Origin of the sequence: uncultured Tateyamaria sp., from assembly GCF_947503415.1 — a bacterium.
Lineage (GTDB): Bacteria > Pseudomonadota > Alphaproteobacteria > Rhodobacterales > Rhodobacteraceae > Tateyamaria.
The window spans coordinates 184,149-206,110 of sequence record NZ_CANNDS010000004.1 but is presented as its reverse complement, the minus strand read 5'-3'; the positions used below and the strand labels follow the sequence as shown (position 1 = coordinate 206,110).

At 60.0% G+C, this 21,962-nt stretch carries 22 protein-coding genes; 18 read left to right on the top strand and 4 right to left on the bottom strand.

What is annotated here, in order from left to right; translation table 11 throughout:
- Positions 1-14 precede the first annotated feature (14 nt).
- The 10 genes from Q1A32_RS19915 (at position 15) to Q1A32_RS19870 (ending at position 10,644) form a co-directional block, all read left to right on the top strand.
- Positions 15-899: a fumarylacetoacetate hydrolase family protein gene (locus Q1A32_RS19915; protein ID WP_299657277.1), complete on the top strand. Its 885-nt coding sequence runs from the start codon at positions 15-17 to the stop codon at positions 897-899.
- The gene (locus tag Q1A32_RS19910; RefSeq protein ID WP_299657275.1) at positions 896-1,561 is read left to right on the top strand and encodes a malonic semialdehyde reductase; all 666 of its coding nucleotides are present in this window, start codon (positions 896-898) and stop codon (positions 1,559-1,561) included. The genes Q1A32_RS19915 and Q1A32_RS19910 overlap by 4 nt, the downstream gene beginning before the upstream one ends.
- Positions 1,562-1,571: 10 nt before the next feature.
- Complete coding sequence (locus Q1A32_RS19905; RefSeq protein ID WP_299657272.1) at positions 1,572-2,030, top strand: OsmC family protein; 459 nt, start codon at positions 1,572-1,574, stop codon at positions 2,028-2,030.
- A gap of 47 nt (positions 2,031-2,077) precedes the next feature.
- Positions 2,078-3,151, top strand: a complete 1,074-nt coding sequence (locus Q1A32_RS19900; protein WP_299657269.1) for a C4-dicarboxylate TRAP transporter substrate-binding protein — start codon at positions 2,078-2,080, stop codon at positions 3,149-3,151.
- Between the two features lie 36 nt (positions 3,152-3,187).
- On the top strand, positions 3,188-3,739 hold the full coding sequence (locus Q1A32_RS19895) for a TRAP transporter small permease subunit (protein ID WP_299657266.1): 552 nt from the start codon (positions 3,188-3,190) through the stop codon (positions 3,737-3,739).
- On the top strand, positions 3,736-5,040 hold the full coding sequence (locus tag Q1A32_RS19890) for a TRAP transporter large permease (protein ID WP_299657263.1): 1,305 nt from the start codon (positions 3,736-3,738) through the stop codon (positions 5,038-5,040). The genes Q1A32_RS19895 and Q1A32_RS19890 overlap by 4 nt, the downstream gene beginning before the upstream one ends.
- An 11-nt stretch (positions 5,041-5,051) precedes the next feature.
- Positions 5,052-5,921: a dioxygenase gene (locus Q1A32_RS19885; protein WP_299657260.1), complete on the top strand. Its 870-nt coding sequence runs from the start codon at positions 5,052-5,054 to the stop codon at positions 5,919-5,921.
- Positions 5,922-6,153: 232 nt separating this feature from the next.
- Positions 6,154-8,106 (top strand): LodA/GoxA family CTQ-dependent oxidase, encoded by a 1,953-nt coding sequence (locus tag Q1A32_RS19880; protein WP_299657257.1) that lies wholly within the window; start codon positions 6,154-6,156, stop codon positions 8,104-8,106.
- Positions 8,106-9,182, top strand: a complete 1,077-nt coding sequence (locus Q1A32_RS19875; protein ID WP_299657254.1) for an NAD(P)/FAD-dependent oxidoreductase — start codon at positions 8,106-8,108, stop codon at positions 9,180-9,182. The genes Q1A32_RS19880 and Q1A32_RS19875 overlap by 1 nt, the downstream gene beginning before the upstream one ends.
- 226 nt (positions 9,183-9,408) lie before the next feature.
- The gene (locus Q1A32_RS19870) at positions 9,409-10,644 is read left to right on the top strand and encodes a bifunctional alpha/beta hydrolase/OsmC family protein (RefSeq protein ID WP_299657251.1); all 1,236 of its coding nucleotides are present in this window, start codon (positions 9,409-9,411) and stop codon (positions 10,642-10,644) included.
- A 93-nt stretch (positions 10,645-10,737) separates the two neighbouring features.
- On the opposite strand, the gene Q1A32_RS19865 is transcribed toward Q1A32_RS19870, so the two are convergent.
- Positions 10,738-11,337 carry a biotin transporter BioY gene (locus Q1A32_RS19865; protein WP_299657248.1) on the bottom strand — a complete coding sequence of 200 codons (600 nt, stop codon included), beginning with the start codon at positions 11,335-11,337 and terminating at the stop codon, positions 10,738-10,740.
- Positions 11,338-11,484: 147 nt separating this feature from the next.
- Between Q1A32_RS19865 and Q1A32_RS19860 the strand changes: the two genes are divergently transcribed.
- Complete coding sequence (locus tag Q1A32_RS19860) at positions 11,485-11,742, top strand: DUF6455 family protein (protein WP_299657245.1); 258 nt, start codon at positions 11,485-11,487, stop codon at positions 11,740-11,742.
- Here Q1A32_RS19860 and Q1A32_RS19855 read toward each other — a convergent pair.
- Complete coding sequence (locus Q1A32_RS19855) at positions 11,720-12,133, bottom strand: DUF6314 family protein (RefSeq protein WP_299657242.1); 414 nt, start codon at positions 12,131-12,133, stop codon at positions 11,720-11,722. The genes Q1A32_RS19860 and Q1A32_RS19855 overlap by 23 nt on opposite strands.
- Entirely contained in the window at positions 12,123-12,455 is a 333-nt protein-coding gene (locus tag Q1A32_RS19850; RefSeq protein WP_299657239.1) for a hypothetical protein, read from the bottom strand. Before Q1A32_RS19850 ends, Q1A32_RS19855 begins: the two co-directional genes overlap by 11 nt.
- Positions 12,456-12,536: 81 nt before the next feature.
- On the opposite strand from Q1A32_RS19850, the gene purB reads away from it, so the two are divergent.
- The 6 genes from purB to Q1A32_RS19820 all read left to right on the top strand — a co-directional run bounded on the left by purB (position 12,537) and on the right by Q1A32_RS19820 (position 17,987).
- On the top strand, positions 12,537-13,844 hold the full coding sequence (purB, locus tag Q1A32_RS19845; protein ID WP_299657236.1) for an adenylosuccinate lyase: 1,308 nt from the start codon (positions 12,537-12,539) through the stop codon (positions 13,842-13,844).
- 149 nt (positions 13,845-13,993) lie between these two features.
- Entirely contained in the window at positions 13,994-14,158 is a 165-nt protein-coding gene (locus tag Q1A32_RS19840; RefSeq protein WP_299657233.1) for a hypothetical protein, read from the top strand.
- Positions 14,159-14,235: 77 nt separating this feature from the next.
- The gene (locus Q1A32_RS19835; protein WP_299657230.1) at positions 14,236-14,841 is read left to right on the top strand and encodes a hypothetical protein; all 606 of its coding nucleotides are present in this window, start codon (positions 14,236-14,238) and stop codon (positions 14,839-14,841) included.
- Between the two features lie 72 nt (positions 14,842-14,913).
- On the top strand, positions 14,914-15,987 hold the full coding sequence (locus tag Q1A32_RS19830) for a flagellar motor switch protein FliG (protein ID WP_299657226.1): 1,074 nt from the start codon (positions 14,914-14,916) through the stop codon (positions 15,985-15,987).
- Between the two features lie 196 nt (positions 15,988-16,183).
- Positions 16,184-17,047: a DMT family transporter gene (locus Q1A32_RS19825; RefSeq protein WP_299657223.1), complete on the top strand. Its 864-nt coding sequence runs from the start codon at positions 16,184-16,186 to the stop codon at positions 17,045-17,047.
- A 46-nt stretch (positions 17,048-17,093) separates the two neighbouring features.
- Entirely contained in the window at positions 17,094-17,987 is an 894-nt protein-coding gene (locus Q1A32_RS19820) for a lysophospholipid acyltransferase family protein (protein WP_299657626.1), read from the top strand.
- Here Q1A32_RS19820 and Q1A32_RS19815 read toward each other — a convergent pair.
- Positions 17,980-18,672, bottom strand: a complete 693-nt coding sequence (locus Q1A32_RS19815) for a thioredoxin family protein (protein WP_299614090.1) — start codon at positions 18,670-18,672, stop codon at positions 17,980-17,982. The genes Q1A32_RS19820 and Q1A32_RS19815 overlap by 8 nt on opposite strands.
- Positions 18,673-18,927: 255 nt before the next feature.
- Here Q1A32_RS19815 and acnA point away from each other — a divergent pair, with 255 nt between their 5' ends.
- On the top strand, positions 18,928-21,615 hold the full coding sequence (gene acnA / locus Q1A32_RS19810; RefSeq protein ID WP_299657220.1) for an aconitate hydratase AcnA: 2,688 nt from the start codon (positions 18,928-18,930) through the stop codon (positions 21,613-21,615).
- Positions 21,616-21,962: the final 347 nt, after the last annotated feature.

The window sequence follows — 21,962 nt, the reverse complement described above, 5'->3', positions numbered from 1 at the left end:
ACAAGGATGGCATTATGAAATTTCTGGTGGGCGAAGTGCCGGGCGGCACGGCCGTCTTTGCCGTAAATGGAGATACAGCGGTGAATCTGACTGCGTTGAACCCAGCGGTCGGATCGGACCTGATGGGGGTGATATCGGCACCTGATCTGCTGACCCGGATCGCAGGCGACATAGCAGACGCACCCGCTGTGCAGGTGTCGTCAATTACACCTGCGTTGCCCGTGGCGACCCCCGGTACGATCATCTGCCTTGGCCTAAATTACGTGGAGCACATCAAGGAGGGCGGCTACGACATCCCCGACTACCCTGCCCTGTTCATGCGCGGCAGAAACTCGATCATGGCTGCGGGTCAGCCGATGGTGCGCCCCACATGTTCCGAGCAATTGGATTACGAGGCTGAACTGATGTTGATCGTCGGCAAGGGCGGTCGCCACATCTCGGAAGCCGACGCGCTGGATCATGTCTTTGGCTACACTGTTTTCAACGACGGGTCGGTGCGCAATTATCAACGCAAGACACACCAGTGGACGCCGGGCAAGAATTTTGATGCCACCGGTGCCATTGGCCCCTTCACCGTCACGCAGGATGAAGTTCCCGAAGGTGCATCCGGCCTGAAAATTGAAAGCCGCGTGGGGGATGAGATCCTGCAAAGCTCCAATACCTCGAACATGATCTGGGGTGTGCGTCAGGTCATCGCCACCATTTCCGAATACACGACGCTGGAACCGGGTGATCTGATCGCTCTGGGCACGCCGCCGGGCGTGGGTCACGCAAAAAAGCCCAACCCACGGTGGTTGAGACCCGGAGAAACGATCGAGATCGAGATTGAGGGGATCGGCATCTGCGCAAGCCCCGTCATCGACGAAAAGGACATGAGCACAAAGGTAGCTGCCGCATGAACGCCCCCACCGGAGAAGAACTGGACGCCCTGCGCGCCACGGCTCAGGCGGATCACCGTGCGTTGCGAGGCCGCCTCGCACGCCTGTCCGACGACGCAATCGATCTGATCTTGCGGGGCGCGCGCTCGCATTACGCGTGGACCGATGCGCCCGTGTCCGATGACCTTCTGCACGAGATTTACGAGATCACCATCAACGGCGCGACCAGCATGAACACGCTGCCTGCACGCTTCGTGTTCGTCAAAACCGAAGAGGGCAAAGCGCGCCTTGCGAAGTCACTGAAGCCCGCCAACGTGGCGAAGATGATGGGCGCGCCAGTGACTGCGATCATCGCGCATGACCTCGAATTCTGGAAAGAGCTGCCATTCACCTTCCCGCACGAAGACCGCCGCCATTTCTTTGAGGGCAAGGACCAGTTCATCGCCGAAACCGCCTTTCGTAACGGCACGTTGCAGGGTGCGTATTTCATGATCGCGGCCCGCGCCGTGGGGCTGGATGTCGGGGCCATGTCCGGTTTCTCGAACGCCGATGTCGATCAGGAGTTCTTTGCCGGCACATCGCTGAGATCGAATTTCCTGTGCAACATCGGCTACGCGGACGAAACGGCGCTGTTCCAGAAACTGCCTCGCTTCGGGTTCGACGAAGCCTGCGCATTCGCCTGAGGAGAGAGACATGGCCGTCAAGATGAAAACCGTCGTGACCTACCGCGCCACAGCGCAGTGTCCCACGCACGCAAGAACCGAAATTCCGGTGCGCGACTTGAATGTCGTGATTGATGAACCGGTGGAACGCGGCGGCACCAACATGGGCCCCTCGCCGACCGAAGCCGCCATGACCGCGCTGATCGCATGCACCAACGTGATCGGCCACAAGAACGCGCACCGACTGGGCATCGATCTGGGCACGATCGTCATTGACGCCAACTGCAAATTCGACCGCCGCGGCGTCTTGATGGAAGAGGAGATCGATGTCCCCTTTCCCGAGATCACCTTGACCGTGAACTGCAACGGCCCTGCCAGTCAGGCCGAATTGACCCGCGTGGGCGAGGAGACAGCCAAATACTGCGCCATCGCCAAGCTGTTTGATGCCGCTGGCACCGACCTGACGGTGAACTGGGTCAAGGCGAACTGAACATGTCAAAAGGGCCGCACAGGCCCCCACTTTCTGGGAGGAGACACATGAAACGCTGGACCAAAAAAGGCCTGATCGGTGCCGCATTCGCCACCGCAATGGCCTTGCCCGCAATGGCAGAGACCACAATCAACGCGGTTGTCATTGACGGCTATCCTGACCGCGCGCTGTGGGTGAAGGAGTTCACGAATTTCTTCATCCCCGAAGTCGACAAGCGTCTGGCCGAGGCTGGCGAATACAAGATGAACTGGCAGGAAAACTATGGCGGCTCCATCGTCAAGCCAAAGGGCGTTTTGGAAGGTGTTCAGCTGGGTTTAGGCGATATCGGGATTGTGACGACCATCTTCCATTCGTCGAAACTTCCCAGCCAGGGAATTTCCGGATCGACGCCGTTCGTGGCCTCCGACGCCCGTGCCGTGGCACAGGCAGTGGACGAGATTGCGCGCGAATTTCCAGCCATGAACAACGAGTTTGCCGCGCAGAACCAAGTCTATCTGGCCACCGGCGTTGTGCTGGACACGTATCAGGTGTTCTGCACCGACGAAGTATCTTCCGTGGCCGACCTTGAGGGCAAGAAGATCGCCGGTGCGGGTCTGAACCTGCGCTATCTTGAGGGCATCAAGGACGCCGCGGGTGTGCGTGGTGGCCTGACCGACTTCTACAACATGCTGCAAACGGGCCTCGTGGATTGCGGGATGCTGTGGCCCGAGGCCGCCAAGACCTTTAAAATCGCTGAAGTGGCCCCCTATATGCTCAAGGCTGATCTGGGTGCTGTGAATTCCAAGACGATCACGGTGAATGCGGATTACTGGGCGGGTCTGCCCGATCCGGTCAAGGACGTGCTGCAAGAGGTGGCCATCGCCTATCGTGACCATGTCGCAGGGATTGCGATGGACCGGGCCGAAGCGTCGCGCGACGCCTATGTGACTGATGGTGGCACCATTGTCGACGTGTCGGCCGAGGACCGCGCGGCCTGGGCCAATGCGATGCCGAATGTGGCACAGGAATGGGCGGCAAACCTGAACGACCGGGGCGAAGCGGGCACCGACATGCTGTCCGCCTATCTGGGCAAGCTCCAAAGCGCCGGATTCACGCCGGTACGTGACTGGACTGCCAAGTAACAGCACCTGCGACCCGCAACCAAAAGGGGCCAATCCATGCTCAAGTCCGCAGTGGCTGGCCTGTCGCGGGTCGCCAACACCCTCGCCATCGCCACCAACGCAATGGGCACGCTTGTCGTATTGGCGCTGGTGATCTTGCTGAACGCGGATGTCATTGCACGCGGTGTGTTCTCCTCCCCCATCCGTGGCACCTACGAGATGGTGCAGTTTTCGGTCGTCTTGATCGTGTTCCTGCAATTGGCGGACGTGGTGCGGGTGGACCGGCTGACGCGGTCGGATGGGTTCCTCAACCTCATGCACAGCCGCCGTCCCGGCCTGACAGCCAACATCCGGCGGATCATCAATGCGATCTCGGCAATCTTCATGGCGCTGATTGCCTACGTCACCTTCCCCGAGTTCCTGCACATGTGGGACACCAACGATTACTTCGGCGTGCCGGGCCTGTTCACCCTTCCCTGGTGGCCCGTGAAACTGGTGATTACCGTCGGCTCCGCACTGGCCTGCCTGATCTTTGTGCTGAAAGTCGTGACAGCGCAGGATCGTCCCCAGTTGATCCGTACACCTGAACACGACGAGCCCCCCACATGACCCCGATTGAGATTGGCCTGATCTCGGTCATCGCGATTGTGTTTCTGATCTATTCCGGCGTCTACATCCCCGTGGCGCTTGGCATGGTGTCGTTCGTATCCATCTGGCTGATGCGCGACAACTTCACCCTTGCGCTGAACCTGCTGAAAGTCGCCGTCGGTGACAGCGCGATGGAGTACAGCTTTGCCACCATCCCGCTGTTCACGTTCATGGGGTTGATCGTGTCCAAGGCGGGCTTGGGCAGGGATATATACGAGGTCATGACCATGCGCTTTCGCAAGGTCAAAGGCGGGATCGGCATGGCAACGGTCGGAGCCAATGCCGTCTTTGCCGCCGTGACCGGATCCTCCATCGCGTCGGCGTCAGTCTTTACCAAAGTGTCCGTGCCTCAGATGATGGCGCAGGACTACAACCCGCGCTTTGCCGTGGGCGTGGTCGCTGGCAGTTCGGTCCTGGGCATGATCATCCCGCCCTCTGCCATGTTGATCATCTATTCTTTCGTGGCCGAGCAATCGGTGGGCGACATGTTCCTGGCCGGGGTCATCCCGGGCATCCTGCTGGCCATTGCCTATGTCGGAGCCATCTGGTTCATGGGGCGCTTCACACCGGGCTTTGTCGGAGGCCGCGTGGTGCAGGACACCGAATGGATGTCCGGGCGCGAGATCGCGTCCAAGACCCTCCCCACACTGTTTCTGATTATGGTCGTACTTGGCGGCATCTACACCGGCTGGCTGACGGCAGTCGAGGCTGGGGCCGCTGGCGCTCTTGTGGCCCTGATCATCGCCCTTGTCCGCAAGTCGATGTCACCACGCGCATTCTGGGACGCTTTGCTTGAGACCGGACACATCACCGCCGCCATCCTGTTCCTGATCACGGCTGCGTCGATCTACAGCCGTATGCTGGGCCTTGCCGGTCTGCCGAACCAGTTACAAGACCTGCTGGCGGGCAATGCCGCATCCTTCTGGACAATCATGCTGCTTTACGTGCTGTTGATGCTGTTTCTGGGCACTTTGCTGGACACCGCGTCGATCATCCTGATCGTTGTGCCGCTGTTCCTGCCACTGGTCGAAGCGCTGGACATGTCGCTGATCTGGTTCGGGATCATCACCGTTGTGGGGGCGGAGATCGGGCTACTTACGCCCCCTCTTGGCATATCCTGTTTCGTCATCAAATCCACGATCAACGACGACCGCATCTCTCTCAAGGATGTGTTCATGGGCGCCCTGCCCTTTGCCTTTGTGATGCTGATCGTGCTGTTTATCCTTATCGAGTTCCCGATCCTCAGCCTTGCCCTGACCTAAGGAGATCGCAGATGCGCACCGTGACCAAAGACAACATCACCGACGTTTTCATGAACTATCTGGCCGAGGACACCGATCCGCGCATGCGCGAGATCATGGGCGCGTTGGTCAAGCATCTGCACGATTTCGCGCGCGAAACAAATCTGACCCATGACGAATGGCGGGCGGGCATCGCGTTTCTGGAAGGGTGCGCGGCGATTGAATCCGAAGACCGGCACGAATTCATTCTGGCATCTGACGTGCTGGGACTGTCGTCACTGGTCGACATGCTGCATTCGCGGCCAGAAGCGACAAGTTCTTCTGTGCTTGGTCCGTTCCACGTATCGGGCGCACCACCGCTCGCCGTGGGCGGCGATATGAAGCGAGACTATGGTGGCCCACTTCTGCTGGCGCAGGGCGTCATAAAGGACACCGACCGCAACCCGATTCCAGGGGCCGAACTGGACATCTGGCAGACAGCCCCCAACGGGCTTTATGCCAGCCAAGACGCCGATCAAGACACGTATTCCTTCCATGCCTTGATGACCGTTGGCGATGACGGGCGCTATGCCTTCACCACAGTGAAGCCTGTTGAATATACGGTGCCGTCCGATGGACCTGTGGGGGATATCCTGCGCGCCTGTGGTCGGCATCCGTGGCGCCCCTCGCACCTGCATTACATCGTGAAAGCGCCCGGGTACCGGTCGCTGGTGACCGAAATTTTCCCCGACGACGATCCCTATCTGGACGAGGACACGGTGTTTGGCGTGCGCAGCGATCTGGTGATGACCTATGTGGAACGCCCCGCAGCCGAGTTTCCTGCAGGCATGGCCCTATCGGGGACGGTGACCGAGCCGTTCCTGCATGTTGAATTTGACGTCACACTCTCGCGCGACAGCTAAATCAAGGCCCATTCTGGGACCGTGCAAGTCTGACGCCGCAAGCAGGCAACCGGCGGCTTCAGTATTCTCGCGACCAATGCGCATTACGCATACGCACCCGGGGCTTTCCTGCAAACGAGTGTTTTGACGGATTCAACTTCTCGCATAACGTGAAGTCATCTAACGATTCTGCAGCCACGCTGCCGCATTTTTTTCGCGTCATTCACACCAAAGCATTTCCGGAGGACCCCATATGAACGCCAACGATATTGAAAGCATTTCCATACACCCCGCAATTGGCGTGGCACGCGTCGGCAATGCCGAAGACGGTTATTTTCTTGCGCCCGAAGTGATTGGTGCAACGCCAAACGACACCGACGGGTTTCGTGACGAACATGGGCGCATGAAGCGTCAGGTCGCGCGGTTTCGCATCTACGCGACACTGAAATCAGGTGAGGTGCGCGAGGTCACCGCCTCCGACGCTGATATCAACTGGAGGGTCGAGATCGCGAATCTCAAGGCCGGGTGGTACGACTTTCAGCACGCAATGGACCTGCCGCCGGATCAGGTCTTTGAACCGCCGAAACGCAACGCGACCTTCAACGGTGACGACCGCGCCCGCCTGAGCATTCGGCCAACCGCACGTCATGTCAGTGGTCCGAACCAAGTGTCCGCGCCATTTGACGATGGAACGTTTTTCGACAAGCCGGTGTATCTGGGCGAACTCAGAACGGACGCAAGCGGGCGGCTTTTGTTCTTTGGTGGTCGCGGCACGTCAGAACCGCTGGTGCCGGGCACCAAACCCGTGACATTTGCCAACAACGATGGATGGCACGACGACACCAGCGACGGACCCGTGCGGGCGACGGTGACCATCGACGGCACCGCAATGGAAGCGACCCCCGCGCATGTCATTGTCGCGCCACCAAATTTCGGACCCGGCTTGTTTGGCGTTGTGACCATGGACGACGTGGTGCGCGACCTGTTTTTCCACGAAGGCATTCTGGAACGACCTGAAGGCACAAGCTTCAGCCGCGACATCTGGCCGATCTTTGACCGGATGACCGGCCATCAATGGGTGTGCGACGGCATCCTGTTGCTTGCGGGACAAGGCACACCGTTGGACGCGCGCGATCCGGACATCATCGCGCAGATGAACGACGCAACCGAAGAGGGCAGCACCTACCGTCAAGCCGTGTTCAACCTGTTCCGCGACAGCAATACCCAAGCATTGAAACCCGCCGCATTGCCCCCGTTCTACGGCGACACCTACGGCGACCGTTACCTCGACGGCCCCAAAAAGGGCGAGTTGGTAAATCCGGCGCGCGAAGATCTCTTCCTGACCAGAACGCAATATCAACACTTGCAGAACTGGGCAGATGGGCATTTCGAGCCCGATTGGGACGGCGTCCCCACTGTCCCGAACTTCGAAGACATCTGTATGGCAGATCAACCTCGGGAATTGGATCGCGCAGCATTGCACGAATGCTTGGGCGGCCCGTTCCACCCCGGGATCGAGCTGACATGGCCCATGCGATTGGCCTCAATGTGGGACCCCAAGGTGCCATACCGGTTGCGCCCACTGCCCGAAGGAGACGCGGTGCGCCAGGACTATGGCGACGTTCTGACCCGCGAACAGGCCTTGGCATGGGACGGCCCGTGGGGACCAACCGGACCCGGCAGCCTGACCCGCTGGATGGGCGTGCCCTGGCAAACGGACGAGGCATCATGCAACTCGGGCCTTGTCTACACGCCCAGCCTCTATCTCAGTTCGCCCAGCTTCTGGGGCGCGCGCGTGCCCAATCAGGTGGTGCCGATCGAATCCTACAACATCGCGACAACGCCCGATCTGGCGCCCCTGCAAGTTCAGCGTCATTTCAGCAACCGCCGTTTCTGGCTGCGTGATTTGCAAGGCAAGGGCTATGCGGAGCGGATCGACAACATGGTTCACAAGTGGTGGATGACCGGACTGGTCGAAGCGCACACGCCGCCCGAAGGATCCGGCTTGCCTGATCCCTGTTTCGTCGAAACGGGACGGTCGCCCAGCTTCACCAAAGGCGATCCCAGCCTGAAACTGGCCAAGGATGTGGTGGCGCTGCAGGGGAAGGAGCACGAGGTCGCGGCTATGGCCGTGCGGTCCGAACCCGAACCCGAGGACATTCTGGAAGAGCAAAGCTTCGAGCGGCTGGGCCGCGGCGAAGTGTAATGTTCGATGTCTTGATTGCAGGAGGTGGACCCGCCGGGCTTGCCGCCGCGACCGCTCTGGCACAGCGGGGCGTTTCCGTTGCGGTGGTGGACCCTGCCGGTGGGCTTGCCGCACCCCGTGCGGAGTTGCTTGCGCAGGGTGCTGAGCCGATTGTGCACAGGTTGGGTCTGGAACACGCGTTGGCGCGCGCGGTTAAGATCGACGCGGTGGAAAGCCATTGGGGTGCCGCGGGCTTGCAGTCTCATGGTGCGCATCCTGGGCTTGGGCTGCACGGGTGGGGCATCAACCGCAAACACTTCTCCATCGCGATGGTCCATCGAGTGTGCGACCTTGGCGTTCGCATCATCGAAGCGCGCATAACAAACGCCCAAAAGGCAGCGCGCGGGTGGCTTGTGAAAACAGGTACCGGGTCAGATACGGCAACCCTGCACGCACGCTACGTGATCGATGCCACCGGCCGCCCAGCGCATATCGCGCGGCGGCAGTCCGCAACAGTGTTGCACGGCCCTGATTTGGTGGCCGTTTTGTGGCGAACACCTCGTCCCAAAACCAATGTCATGCAGGCCGAGGCTGTCGCAGAGGGCTGGTGGTACAGCGTCCCGCTTCAGGCTGGCGGAACAGTTGCGTTCGTCACCAGTTCCGGCACCGCAAAGCAAGTGAGCGGATCGCCCTCCGCCTTTCTTGCGCGGGCGCGCGACACATTGAACCTGATCGACGTGCGGCATGCCACGGGCCCCACCCGCTTGATGGATTGCCGAAGCGCCGTACTGGATCAAGCGTCTGGATCTGGATGGCATGCGACAGGCGATGCAGCGGCTGCATTCGACCCCATTTCGTCCCAGGGCCTGTTCAATGCGTTGTCAGGTGGTTTCTTTGCTGGCCACGCCGCTGCAGACGCGCTGGCAGGTGACAAGGAAGCACCAAAGGTGTTCGAAGCACTCGCTTCGCGCACCGCCGAACGCACGCACTCCACGACCCACTTGCAATACGCCGCCTTGCCCTTTGACACTGCGTTCTGGCAGCACCGGGCGCGCGGCGGGCTGGACAAGCTGGCAAACACAGCCGTTCCTGCTTGATTAGATTATGTCGCATTTGAAAGCTGATGACGTTCAGCTCTCCTCCGACATCGCCCACTGTGAAGGAACCGATAGCCCTTTCCAGAACCATCTGAGGCAGCACAACAACTCCAAACATATTCATGTGACAGAGTATGCTACAACCAACACCTCTGCGTGAGATGTATGACACCCCCCTTCTCACTTGCGCCGCACCGCCCCATTCTCCCATCCAAGGAGACGATACATGCCCACCGAACGCATCACATTCCCCGGTCACGCCGGAACCCTCGACGCCCGCCTCGACATGCCCGAAGGCCCCCATCTGGCCACGGCTGTCTTTGCCCACTGCTTTACCTGCGGCAAAGATATTCCGGCGGCCCGTCGCGTTGCCGCCCGCCTGACGACGATGGGCATCGCAGTGCTGCGCTTCGACTTTACCGGACTGGGTCACAGCGAGGGCGAGTTTGCCAACACATCATTCACCTCGAATGTGCAGGACCTTGTGAAGGCGGTTGAGTATCTCGAAGATCGCGACCTGTCCCCGTCGCTCATGATAGGCCATTCATTGGGCGGTGCTGCTGTCCTCAAGGCCACTGCACAGCTCGATCAGATCAAGGCCGTTGCAACAATCGGCGCGCCCTTTGACCCCGAACATGTCACCCATAACTTCTCCGATGCGCTGCCCGAGATCATCGAGAAAGGCGAGGCCGAAGTAAATCTGGGCGGGCGCCCGTTCCGCATCGGCAAAGGCTTTGTCGAAGATGTCACCGACGAAGCGCTGCAGCCTGCCATTGCCCGTCTGAACGCCGCTCTTTTGGTTTTGCACGCTCCCCGAGACACGATTGTCAGCGTAGACAACGCAAGCGAGATTTTTCTGGCCGCCAAACATCCCAAAAGCTTTGTCACTCTTGATGATGCCGACCACCTTGTGACCAAGGGTGAGCATGCGGAATACGCCGCCGATATCATCGCCACATGGGCCAAAAAGTACCTGCACCTGAAACCACCCGCCCCACCCATCGGCGCGCCCGAAGGCATCGTGCGCAGTTCCGAAGCGGACCCAAACGGCTTCCTGCAGGACATCACTCACGGCACGCGCCACCACATTCTGGCGGATGAGCCGCGCGCCTATGGTGGCACCAACCAGGGCCTGTCGCCTTACGGTTTGCTGTCCGCGGGCCTTGCCGCTTGCACGTCCATGACGATCCGCATGTATGCGCGCCGCAAGGAGTGGATGCTGGATCACGTCCACGTCGATGTGAGCCATAACAAGGTGCATGCACAGGACGCAGGGACCCAGTCAGGCGACAAGATCGACGAATGGAAACGGCGGATTACACTGACCGGGCATCTGGATGACGACCAGCGTCAACGCCTGCTTGAGATCGCCGATAAATGCCCTGTTCACAGGACCTTGGAACGCACATCTAAAGTCGTGACTGAACTGGCACCTCTCGGCGCTGTGCTCGAAACCACCTGATCCGGGACGGGCTCAGGCCAGCAACACGACCCAGAATGAAACGAGGCGCGGTCCCGTCAGGGTCCGCGCCTCTCATTTGGATCAGGATGTGGATCAGCCGCGCGCGCGGCCCACCAACTTCCAGGCTGCGGGCAGGATCAGTGCCGCCAACGCCAGCTTCAGCACATCGCCGATCAGGAACGGTGTCAGACCCCATTGCAGGATCGGCTGGTCCCAACCGTAAAGCTGACCCAGCCACGCAAGGCCAGGCAAGTAAATCAGCGCATTGCCGATCAGCATCGCCAGCGCCATCCAGACCACCGACCGGTCCCAGCCGCGCTGTGCCAATGCGCCCAGCGCCACAGTGGCCAGTACATAGCCCACCAGATAACCGCCCGTGCCGCCCATCATATAGGTCACGCCATACGCCTCGGCCGACGAGCTTGCAAAGACGTCAAAGCCCAGCGCGCCAATGATCATGTAGCCCAGGATTGTCACCAGCCCCAGACGCGCGCCATAGGCGGCCCCAATGGTCAGAACGGCAAACGTGCCCATGGTGATTGGCACAGGCCACATGGGCACCTTGATCTTTGCTGCAACTGCAAGAAGCGCGATGCCCAGCACCACCAGCACAGCTTGCTTGATGCGCAGGGCCGTGCCCTCTGTCGCGCCAAGCGTGTCGCTCAGCACCTTGTTATTCCACGTCGTTTCCATGAGGCCTCACCTGTCGGGACAAAAAGAAGTGGGGATGTTGTGCCAACCACGACATCTTTCTGCAAGCGCAAAGGGATTGATGCAGGTCAATGCAGTGATCGGACCGGCCTGCGACCATCTCCGTCAACGAGTACAAGGAGAACACCGATGGGATTGGCTGATCGAATGGCCCCAAGTGCGGATCTGATGACCGGTATGATGGACCGGCTTGGCAAGACCGTTGTCGGCGCAGACGAGGCACCCACACCTGCGCGCGCACGAATGATCCGCAACATGGTGTTTCGATGCACCGCCTGCCCGGAACCCGCCGCCTGCGCCGCGTTGCAACGCACTGTCCTGCATCTGGATGCCCCCCCGCTGTTTTGTCCGAACACGGAAGCGCTCAAGGGTCTGCCCGACGCGTAAAGGTGCTGATCATCTGATAGTCTTTGCGCGGTCCGCGCACATCCCATGACACAGTGAAATCCGGCCACTCGCCAAAGTCATATGTCCCGACATATGTGTCAGGATCGCAAAAATGAGGTGTACGCCCACCGAACGCCGGTACCTTGTGAAAGAACCGGCCGTCATCGAAGTAGACCGATAGATCACGTGTCCATCGATACCGCCGTTCCGCCTGCATCGGGGGCGCACCCTCCATGTGAAGTGTACCCGTCTCGATATAGTCCAGACCATCCGCAGTGGGCGTCCACTCCGCCTTGCCCATGAACTGAGCCGCCGATCCTTGCCGCGGCACTATTGCCCGCTCAATCACCCATAGTCCGGCGAAATCCGCCAGCGTCCGTTCAGTCGGCATAGGTTGCTTCCGTGATATCGCCGCCGTCCCCCACGAACCGCAGGGCCTCGCCCTTCCGATCCATTCCATAGCACGCCCACAGGTCGTTGGGGGGCCACTGGCTGCAATACTGATCATCTTCGATGCGCCAATAGCCCCAGCTTTCGCGTCCCTTGTGGATGTAGAGTGTGCGACCAGACACGCGAAAATCCTGCGTCGTGTCCGGGTAAACCAGTGTCCGCCCCGTCAACGCCGCGCGAATCTCGCCCCCGGTCATCGGCACCCATTCCTCGGCCATTGCAGGGGATGCGCACAGCACAAGCAGCAGGGCAAAGCGTCTCATGTCGGGGCCTTCATCTTGTCGTTCTTCGGGCCGCAGTCTAAGGACGCGGCAACATATCCGACAGTCACAAAAAGGTGCCCTATGATCCCACGCTATTCCCGCCCCGACATGGTTGCGATCTGGGACCCGGCCACCAAGTTCCGCATCTGGTACGAGATCGAGGCCCATGCCTGCGACGCCATGGCCGATCTGGGCGTGATCCCCCGCGAAAACGCCGAAGCCGTGTGGAAAGCCAAGGATGTCGAATTCGACGTCGCCCGCATTGACGAGATCGAAGCCGTCACCAAGCACGACGTCATCGCCTTCCTCACGCACCTTGCCGAACATGTCGGCAGCGACGAGGCGCGTTTTGTCCATCAAGGCATGACATCGTCGGACGTGCTCGACACCTGTTTCAATGTCCAGCTCACGCGCGCCGCCGACATCCTGATCGCGGATATCGAAGCACTGCTCGCCGCCCTGAAACGCCGCGCCTATGAACACAAGGACACGCCGCGCATTGGTCGCAGCCACGGCATTCATGCCGAACCCACCACCATGGGCCTCACCTTCGCCCGCTTTTATGCCGAGATGGACCGCAACCTGTCCCGCATGCGCGACGCCCGCGCCGAAATTGCCACCGGTGCCATCAGTGGTGCTGTCGGGACTTTCGCAAATATCGACCCCGCGGTCGAAGAACATGTCTGCGATCAGCTGGGCCTTGTCCCGGAACCCATCAGCACGCAGGTGATCCCCCGCGACCGCCACGCTGCGTTCTTTGCCACCCTCGGTGTGATCGCGTCGTCGATCGAAAACGTGGCCATCGAAATCCGCCACATGCAGCGCACCGAAGTGCTGGAAGGGGCCGAGTTCTTCTCGATGGGCCAAAAGGGCTCAAGCGCGATGCCGCACAAGAAAAACCCCGTGCTGACAGAGAACCTCACCGGTCTTGCCCGCATGGTCCGCGCCGCCGTGATCCCTGCCATGGAAAACGTGGCGCTCTGGCACGAACGGGACATCAGTCATTCGTCCGTTGAACGCATGATCGGCCCCGATGCCACCATCACGCTCGACTTTGCGCTCGCGCGCCTGACGAGCGTTGTCGACAAGATGCTGATCTTCCCTGAAAACATGCTCGACAACATGAACAAATTCCCCGGCCTGATGATGAGCCAGCGGGTGTTGCTGGCCCTGACCCAAGCGGGCGTGAGCCGCGAAGACGCCTATACACTTGTGCAACGCAATGCGCTGAAAGTGTGGGAACACCGAACGGACTTCAAAGAAGAGCTTCTTGCAGATCCAGAGGTGACCGCCGCCCTCAGCCCGGAAGAGATCGAGGAAAAGTTCGACCTTGGCTACCACACCAAGCATGTCGACACGATCTTTGCCCGGGTGTTCGCCGAAGATTGACGTGCGGGGCGGAGGACACCTCCGCCTTACTATGCTTGACGAACGAACAGGCAGTAAGGCGCATCTTGATGCGCCAAGTACGTTTTCCTTTTGCAGATTGGCGCAGGTGCCCTACCCTTACGGCACGCAAAAGCAAAAGGAGACGACCGATGAAGACCAAGACCGTCATGGTGGCACTGGCCCTCACCCTCGCCCCTACCCTCACACTGGCCATGGGATGCAACTATGGCGCCAAAGACAAGCAGGCCATGTCATGTGCTGCGGGGACAACCTATGACGCCAACAGCAACAGCTGTGTGTCCACCACCGGGTAATGTTCACGAACTCGTGATCGCATAAAGCGCGGTGGCACCGGGTTGTCCTGACATCGAACGCAACACGGAGAGCTGAGATGCTGCGAACCCTGATCCTGACCACGGCTATTGCCTTGCCCTTGACCCTGCCAACCGGCGGGTTCGCAGCGGGCAGCGATGACAACGCCAAGCCCAAGAAGACCGAAACGACGCAGAACTGTCTGCAAGCCCGCCAATGGGACCCGGACAAAAATGCATATGTCCGGTTTTCACAGCCCGTGAACGGTGTGTGGGATGCGGACATCAGGAAGTGCGTGCGGCCCGACAAGACATCCTATCTGGATGCGGATGAGCTTTACAAAGCCGTGCGCGAATTGGCGTATGCGGGCCGTTACCAGGATGCGATCACCGTGCTTGATCAAATGCCTGATCAGGCCGAGGATCGCGTGCTGACATATCGCGGCTTCACCGCCCGCAAGATGGGGCAATTGGAGCTGGCGAATGTCTATTACCAGCAAGCCATTGATACGAACCCCGACAACATCCTGGCACGATCCTATATGGGCCAGGGAAAAGTGGTCGAGGGCGACAAAGTTGCCGCATTGACGCAACTGCGCGAGATCCAGAAGCGCGACGGAGCCGGCACATGGGCCGAGACAAGCCTGCGGGAAGCCATCGAAAGCGGCATCACCTTCAACTATTGATCCATTGGTCCCGGTTGAGGGATTCTCAACCTTTGCCTGCCAAGACGGTGACATATCGTTTTGAGGCAGGACATGACCGAACTGGTTCCCTTCTCCGCCGCCCCTGCCCCCGTGCAGTCAGGCGGCGGATTTTCGTCGATCCGCAGTGCCGCGGGCCTGTCCCGCAGGGCCAAAGCCGCCATTGTGGTGCGGCTGTTGTTGAACGACGGTGCGGACATCCCGCTTGAAGAACTGCCAGATGAGCTGCAGGCGCATCTGACGAAGGCCATGGGCTCCATGCGCATGGTCGACCGCGACACATTGCAATCCGTCGCTGCGGAATTTGCTGAAGAAATTGAACGCATCGGCCTCAGCCTGCCGGGCAGCATGGCTGGCGCACTGGACGTGCTGGATGGCAAGATCAGCGCGCAAACCGCCGCTCGCTTGCGCAAGGAAGCCGGCGTTAAACGCGGCGGGGATCCGTGGCAACGCATTCGCGATATGGGGCCAGGCACATTGCTTCCCGTGCTCGAAGAAGAAAGCGTCGAGATTGCCGCTGTCATGCTCTCCAAACTTGATGTCAGCAAGGCCGCAGAGCTTCTGGGCCGTCTGCCTGGGCCCCGCGCACGCTCCATTACATACGCGGTGTCCCAAACCGGGGCAGTCACACCGGAGGCCGTCGAACGGATTGGCCTGTCGCTTGCCAGTCAGATGGAAGCACAACCAATTGCGGCATTTGACAATGGCCCTGTCGAACGGGTTGGCGCAATTCTGAACTCCTCGACCTCCACCACCCGCGACGAGATGCTGGCAGGCCTAGAAGAAGAAGACGAAGGATTCGCCACAGCCGTGCGCAAGGCGATCTTCACCTTCGCAAACATTCCAACCCGTGTCGCGCCCCGCGATGTGCCGCGTATCCTGCGTATGGTCGAACAAGAGGACCTGATTGTCGCATTTTCCGGCGCACCCGCAATGGGTCTGGAGAGCTCGGTCGAGTTCATCCTGGAAAACATGTCCGCCCGCATGGCCGATCAATTGCGCGAAGAGGTGCAAGAGGCCGGGACGCCAAAAACGTCCGAAACAGACGACGCCATGAGCAACATCATCAGAGCCATTCGGGACATGGAAGCGACAGGTGAACTGATGCTGCTCACCGAGGGAGAGTAACACACGCAAGAGTGTGTCGGGATCGATGGCTGCACCCTTTCAAACCCTCGATACCTGACCCCGTTTGTCAGCCCGTCGAATTCCTTCGAACCCTCGCAACCGCTTCGCCACTGTTCCCAGTTCACACAAACCGCTGTCATCAATCCTGGTGGCGGTGTCCCTCGACACCCGCTACGGCACCGCGTAAGCGCCTCCAATGACATCAACTGCCTCCGCCCCGTCCCGTGCCATCTTGCTGGCGGTTGCTGCAATCTTCTGCTTTGGCTTGATGGACGTAACGGTCAAGGCTGTGTCACCGATCACCGGTACGCTGCCAGCACTCTGGGCCCGATATGCAGGCCAGATGCTCATTGTACTTGTTCTGGTCGCGCCGCGGTTGAAGTCCGTGGCGCACAGCAAATACCCGAAATTGCAGATCGCCCGCTCCATCCTGTTGATGCTCGCGACATTCTTTTTCTTTCAAGCCCTCGGTCGCATCGGCCTTGCCGAAGCCACCGCCGTCATGTCGCTGAACCCCGTTCTTATCACCCTCGGCGGTGCTCTGTTCCTGGGTGAAGCTCTTGGTCCGCGCCGCATCGGCGCAATTCTCGTGGCGCTTTGCGGCGCGATGATCGTGATCCAACCCGGCACCGATGTCTTTCAACCAGCAGCACTATTGCCACTGATTGCGGCATTTTGCTTTGCCAGCTACACGCTTATCACCCGCCGGGTTGGCCCGGATGAAGACGTCTGGACCTCGCTTTTCTACACCGGACTGGTCGGGTCGGTGATCCTCAGCGGCGTCGTACCGTTCTATATGCCACCACTGAGCGTGCAGGCGATCGGGCTTCTTGCCTTGATCGGTCTCTTCGGCACGATAGGTCAATTGATGTTGATCCGCGCCTTGTCGCAGGCAGAGGCAGGATTGCTCGCGCCGTTCAACTACACGGGCCTCATCTTTGCCGTGCTTTGGGGTCTGGTGCTGTTTGATGAACGACCCGACGCGGCGACCCTGATCGGCGCGCTTGTGATCGCCGGGGCCGGGATTTATGTCTGGCATCGGGAAACACGGGCTGGGTGACAGCCCAAACGAAACACGGACATCCATGCGATACGATCCCGAAGACATGCCTTGGCGCGTCAAGCTGACATATCTCGCCACGAATGCCTTTGCCCGGGCATCTATCGGCGCGGCGCTGGCGCTGCCCTATCATTTGCGGGTGCCCTTCATGGGCTGGGTCATGTCGCGCATTGTCGGGCCCGTCGCCGGATTCCAGCGGCGCGCAAAGGAACATGTGGCGTTCATCCTGCCGCACCTATCCGACGCGGAGCACCAAACCATTGCGCGCGACAGCATGAACAACACGGGCCGCACCCTCATCGAGAATTACTCGACACGCGCGCTGCTGGCCCGACAAAAAGATGCGCAGATCGATGGTCCCGGCTATGAGGCGCTGAAAGAAACTGCCGAAACCGGGCAGCCTGTCATTCTGGTCACCGGTCATTTCGGGAACTATGAAGCGGTGCGCGCCGCGCTTGTGGGGCGCGGATTCGATGTCGGCGGGCTTTATCGCGATATGGCCAACCCGTATTTCAACGCGCATTACGTCCGCACGATGCAGGCGTTCGGCGGCCCGGTCTTTCCGCAAGGACGCAAAGGCACGTCCGGCTTCGTTCGGCATCTCAAGGCCGGGGGACAACTGGTCTTACTGTTTGACCAGCACGTAAAACGCGCGCCGGTGCTTGAGTTTCTGGGTCAGCCTGCGCACACGGCCATTTCTGCCGCTGAACTCGCGCTTCGGTACAACGCATTGCTGATCCCCTTCTACGGCATTCGGCAAGATGACGGGCTGTCGTTTCAATGCGTGATGGAAGCCCCGATCCCACATAGCGACCCGGAAACCATGACGCAGGCCATGAATGACAGCATTGGCGCGCGTATCCTGTCACATCCCGATCAGTGGCTGTGGGTTGCGCGCCGCTGGCGTGCCGATAAACGCAAAGCCAAGGCGGCTATCTGAGTTGAGCTGCCGCCACGATAGGCCCGCTCAGACCCTTTTGCACCATCACCACCAACGGCTTATCACCCGGCGCATCTGCGTTGATGCTCAGATCGGTGACACCATCCCATTCCTGCAGAATTTTCCAGTCCTCGGTGACATTGGCATAGGTGATCGTGTGGCCCGCATTCTCTCCTCGGGTGATGCGTGAGGTGCGTTCCGGAGTATAACGCAGCATTTGCACCACTAGCGGCCCGTTGGCCTGACTGCTTTGCGCCACGATCCGTACACTGTCACCGCTTCGCGTGAGGTCCAGTGTGACGGGCGTCGTCTCGGCCGAATAATCAGAAATCAGCTTGGCCAGTTCCATGGGCCGTGCGCCGACGATATCAGCGCGCCCGTTGATGATCATTTGAGGTGTGTAGACAGATCGGCGACCCGCTTCGACGGCGTAGCCGCGCTGACGCTCGGCATGGGCCGGGTCCGCGAACTCGTCTTTCCAGCCGATGTAGTCCCAGTAGTCGACATGCAAAGCCAGTGCGATAACGTCATCCCGCTTGACCAGCTCATGCATCAATTCATCTGCCGGTGGGCAGGATGAACACCCCTGTGATGTGAACAATTCCACCACCACCGGGGATTGCGCCACCGCAGGTGTGACGAGGCTTGCGATTGCCGCGAAGGCAACGGGGATCAAACGGGACATCAAGACGGCGCACTACCTGTATGGTTTGGAGTTTTGCGAGTTACTCCGCTTAATTATGAAAGACTTTCGCAAACCGCCAATCAAGGTTTGTTGAGCGTATGTGACAGCCCGATCACGTGAATGCGCACGGAAACTGTATGCAAAGGTATACAAAATCGTCGCAGAGCCCCCAATTGCGGTTGATCGTAACCGGGAAATTAGGGCATGACGCTCACAATTCGTTGCCCCATCCGCTTCAGGAAAGGAAAATCACCCATGCCCATTACAGTTGGTCAAGATACCGCCAAGGCGCGCAAGACGCTGACCGTCGGCGGCCAGTCCATCGATTACTATTCCATCCCCGCCGCGACCGAAGCCGGTCTTGGGGATTTTGCCAACCTGCCCGCCGCCCTGAAGGTGGTTCTGGAGAACATGCTCCGCTTCGAGGATGGCAAGACCGTCAGCACTGACGACATCAAGGCGTTCGCCGAATGGGGGGCCAAAGGTGGCAAGAACCCTCGCGAGATCGCCTATCGCCCGGCCCGCGTGCTGATGCAGGACTTCACCGGCGTGCCTGCCGTTGTGGACCTTGCCGCCATGCGCGATGGCCTTGTGGCACTGGGTGGCGACCCGGAAAAGATCAACCCGCTGAACCCCGTTGATCTGGTCATCGACCACTCCGTCATGATCGACGAATTCGGCAACCCGCGCGCCTTCCAGATGAACGTGGACCGCGAATACGAACGCAACATGGAACGCTACACCTTCCTCAAGTGGGGCCAGTCTGCGTTTAACAACTTCCGCGTGGTACCCCCCGGCACCGGCATCTGCCACCAGGTGAACCTTGAATACCTGGCGCAAACTGTCTGGACCGACCATGACCAGAACGGCGCCGAGGTTGCCTACCCCGACACACTTGTGGGCACCGACAGCCACACCACCATGGTCAACGGCGCTGCCGTTCTGGGCTGGGGCGTCGGCGGGATCGAGGCTGAGGCGGCCATGTTGGGTCAGCCCATCTCGATGCTGATCCCCGAAGTTGTCGGGTTCGAGCTGACAGGCTCCATGATGGAAGGCACCACAGGCACCGACCTCGTTCTGAAAGTGGTCGAAATGCTGCGCGCCAAAGGTGTGGTCAGCAAGTTCGTCGAATTCTACGGCGAGGGCCTGAACCGCCTGCCGCTGGCCGACCGCGCCACAATCGCCAACATGGCCCCCGAATACGGTGCCACCTGTGGCTTCTTCCCCATCGACGACGAAACCCTGCGCTACCTGCGCAACACAGGCCGGGACGAAGACCGCATCGCGCTGGTCGAAGCCTACGCCAAGGAAAACGGCTTCTGGCGCGGCGATGACTACGCGCCGATCTACACCGACACGCTGCACCTCGACATGGGCACCATCGTGCCTGCCATTTCCGGCCCCAAACGCCCGCAGGACTACGTGGCGCTGACGGACGGCCAAAAAGCCTTCCGCAAGGAAATGGAAGAGACGTTCAAGCGCCCCATGGGCAAGGAAGTCCCCGTCGAAGGCGAAGACTACACCATGGAATCGGGCAAGGTCGTGATCGCCTCGATCACCTCCTGCACCAACACCTCAAACCCCTACGTGATGATCGGCGCGGGCCTCGTGGCACGCAAGGCCGCCGCTCTGGGTCTCGACCGCAAACCATGGGTCAAGACATCGCTCGCACCGGGTTCGCAGGTCGTGTCGGCCTATCTCGAAGCCGCGGGCCTGCAAGAAGACCTCGACAAGATCGGCTTCAACCTCGTGGGCTATGGCTGCACCACCTGCATCGGCAACTCCGGCCCCATTCAGGAGGAAATCAGCAAAGCCATCGCAGACGGCGATCTGGTCGCAACGTCGGTCCTGTCCGGCAACCGCAACTTCGAGGGTCGTATCAGCCCCGACGTGCGCGCCAACTACCTCGCTTCGCCGCCCCTCGTGGTGGCCTACGCGCTGGCCGGCACGCTCGACATCAACCTTGCCGAGGACGCGATTGGTCAGGACAAGGACGGCAACGACGTCTTCCTGAAAGACATCTGGCCCACCAGCCAGGAAGTCGCGGAACTGGTCGAAGCGACCGTGACGCGCGAAGCCTTCCAGGAGAAATACGCCGAAGTCTTCACCGGTGACGAGAAATGGCAGAGCGTGAAAACGACCGACCAGAAGACCTATGACTGGCCGCCCACCTCCACATACGTCCAGAACCCGCCCTACTTCCAGGGCATGTCGCCCGAACCGGGCGTGATCACCAACATCGAAGGGGCCAAGGTTCTGGCCCTGCTTGGTGACATGATCACAACCGACCACATCAGCCCCGCCGGTGCCTTCAAGGAAAGCACACCCGCCGGTCGCTACCTGACCGAACGTCAGGTCGCCCCGCGCGAGTTCAACTCCTACGGCTCCCGTCGTGGCAATCACGAGATCATGATGCGCGGCACGTTTGCCAACATCCGCATCAAAAACGAGATGCTGGACGGTGTCGAAGGCGGCTACACCAAGGGCCCCGATGGCGAACAAACGTCGATCTTCGACGCGGCCATGGCGCACCAAGAGGCCGGCACACCGCTGGTGATCTTCGGTGGTGAGCAATACGGCGCAGGCTCGTCCCGTGACTGGGCGGCCAAAGGCACGGCCCTGCTGGGCGTCAAGGCCGTCATCGCGGAGTCGTTCGAACGCATCCACCGCTCGAACCTCGTGGGCATGGGCGTCATCCCGTTCGAATTCACAAACGGCGACACCCGCAAATCGTTGGGGCTCACAGGCGACGAAACCGTCTCTATCTCCGGTCTCGACACGATCCAGCCCCTGCAAGAGGTGCCCTGCACCATCACAATGGGCGACGGATCGGTGAAAGAGATCATGCTGAAATGCCGGATCGATACCGCGATCGAGATCGAATACATCGAACACGGCGGCGTGCTGCACTACGTGCTGCGCAACCTGGCCTCCGCAGCCTGATTGATCGGGGCGCGGTCTTTAAACCGCGCCCCGTTTCTGTGCCTCGATGAGCAGGCACAAGTGCAGCCGCTAAATCTCCAGAAACTGCGAAATTCACAGCTGTGTCAGGCACTTCACGCAACGCAGACTGCCGATTAAAGCGACCTCACACCAAGCTAAAATCCCAATTACCCGGCCCTGACGCACGGTCATGGCTGGCCCAGACGCGACGCAACGACATGCGATTAATCCTGGGCAAACGCGTTCGACCAATCCGCGCATCTCACAGTTGTGAATTGCTTACGGCTATAATTCATTGAGAATTTTCCGGAATCTTTTTACTAATTATTAGATATTGGAAAAATTGG

Excerpts from the sequence above, each read along its gene's own strand:
- Q1A32_RS19915 (WP_299657277.1), top strand. The coding sequence starts at position 15 with ATGAAATTTCTGGTGGGCGAAGTGCCGGGCGGCACGGCCGTCTTTGCC.
- Q1A32_RS19910 (WP_299657275.1), top strand. The coding sequence starts at position 896 with ATGAACGCCCCCACCGGAGAAGAACTGGACGCCCTGCGCGCCACGGCT.
- Q1A32_RS19905 (WP_299657272.1), top strand. The coding sequence starts at position 1,572 with ATGGCCGTCAAGATGAAAACCGTCGTGACCTACCGCGCCACAGCGCAG.
- Q1A32_RS19900 (WP_299657269.1), top strand. The coding sequence starts at position 2,078 with ATGAAACGCTGGACCAAAAAAGGCCTGATCGGTGCCGCATTCGCCACC.
- Q1A32_RS19895 (WP_299657266.1), top strand. The coding sequence starts at position 3,188 with ATGCTCAAGTCCGCAGTGGCTGGCCTGTCGCGGGTCGCCAACACCCTC.
- Q1A32_RS19890 (WP_299657263.1), top strand. The coding sequence starts at position 3,736 with ATGACCCCGATTGAGATTGGCCTGATCTCGGTCATCGCGATTGTGTTT.
- Q1A32_RS19885 (WP_299657260.1), top strand. The coding sequence starts at position 5,052 with ATGCGCACCGTGACCAAAGACAACATCACCGACGTTTTCATGAACTAT.
- Q1A32_RS19880 (WP_299657257.1), top strand. The coding sequence starts at position 6,154 with ATGAACGCCAACGATATTGAAAGCATTTCCATACACCCCGCAATTGGC.
- Q1A32_RS19875 (WP_299657254.1), top strand. The coding sequence starts at position 8,106 with ATGTTCGATGTCTTGATTGCAGGAGGTGGACCCGCCGGGCTTGCCGCC.
- Q1A32_RS19870 (WP_299657251.1), top strand. The coding sequence starts at position 9,409 with ATGCCCACCGAACGCATCACATTCCCCGGTCACGCCGGAACCCTCGAC.
- Q1A32_RS19865 (WP_299657248.1), bottom strand. The coding sequence starts at position 11,337 with ATGGAAACGACGTGGAATAACAAGGTGCTGAGCGACACGCTTGGCGCG.
- Q1A32_RS19860 (WP_299657245.1), top strand. The coding sequence starts at position 11,485 with ATGGGATTGGCTGATCGAATGGCCCCAAGTGCGGATCTGATGACCGGT.
- Q1A32_RS19855 (WP_299657242.1), bottom strand. The coding sequence starts at position 12,133 with ATGCCGACTGAACGGACGCTGGCGGATTTCGCCGGACTATGGGTGATT.
- Q1A32_RS19850 (WP_299657239.1), bottom strand. The coding sequence starts at position 12,455 with ATGAGACGCTTTGCCCTGCTGCTTGTGCTGTGCGCATCCCCTGCAATG.
- purB (WP_299657236.1), top strand. The coding sequence starts at position 12,537 with ATGATCCCACGCTATTCCCGCCCCGACATGGTTGCGATCTGGGACCCG.
- Q1A32_RS19840 (WP_299657233.1), top strand. The coding sequence starts at position 13,994 with ATGAAGACCAAGACCGTCATGGTGGCACTGGCCCTCACCCTCGCCCCT.
- Q1A32_RS19835 (WP_299657230.1), top strand. The coding sequence starts at position 14,236 with ATGCTGCGAACCCTGATCCTGACCACGGCTATTGCCTTGCCCTTGACC.
- Q1A32_RS19830 (WP_299657226.1), top strand. The coding sequence starts at position 14,914 with ATGACCGAACTGGTTCCCTTCTCCGCCGCCCCTGCCCCCGTGCAGTCA.
- Q1A32_RS19825 (WP_299657223.1), top strand. The coding sequence starts at position 16,184 with ATGACATCAACTGCCTCCGCCCCGTCCCGTGCCATCTTGCTGGCGGTT.
- Q1A32_RS19820 (WP_299657626.1), top strand. The coding sequence starts at position 17,094 with ATGCCTTGGCGCGTCAAGCTGACATATCTCGCCACGAATGCCTTTGCC.
- Q1A32_RS19815 (WP_299614090.1), bottom strand. The coding sequence starts at position 18,672 with ATGTCCCGTTTGATCCCCGTTGCCTTCGCGGCAATCGCAAGCCTCGTC.
- acnA (WP_299657220.1), top strand. The coding sequence starts at position 18,928 with ATGCCCATTACAGTTGGTCAAGATACCGCCAAGGCGCGCAAGACGCTG.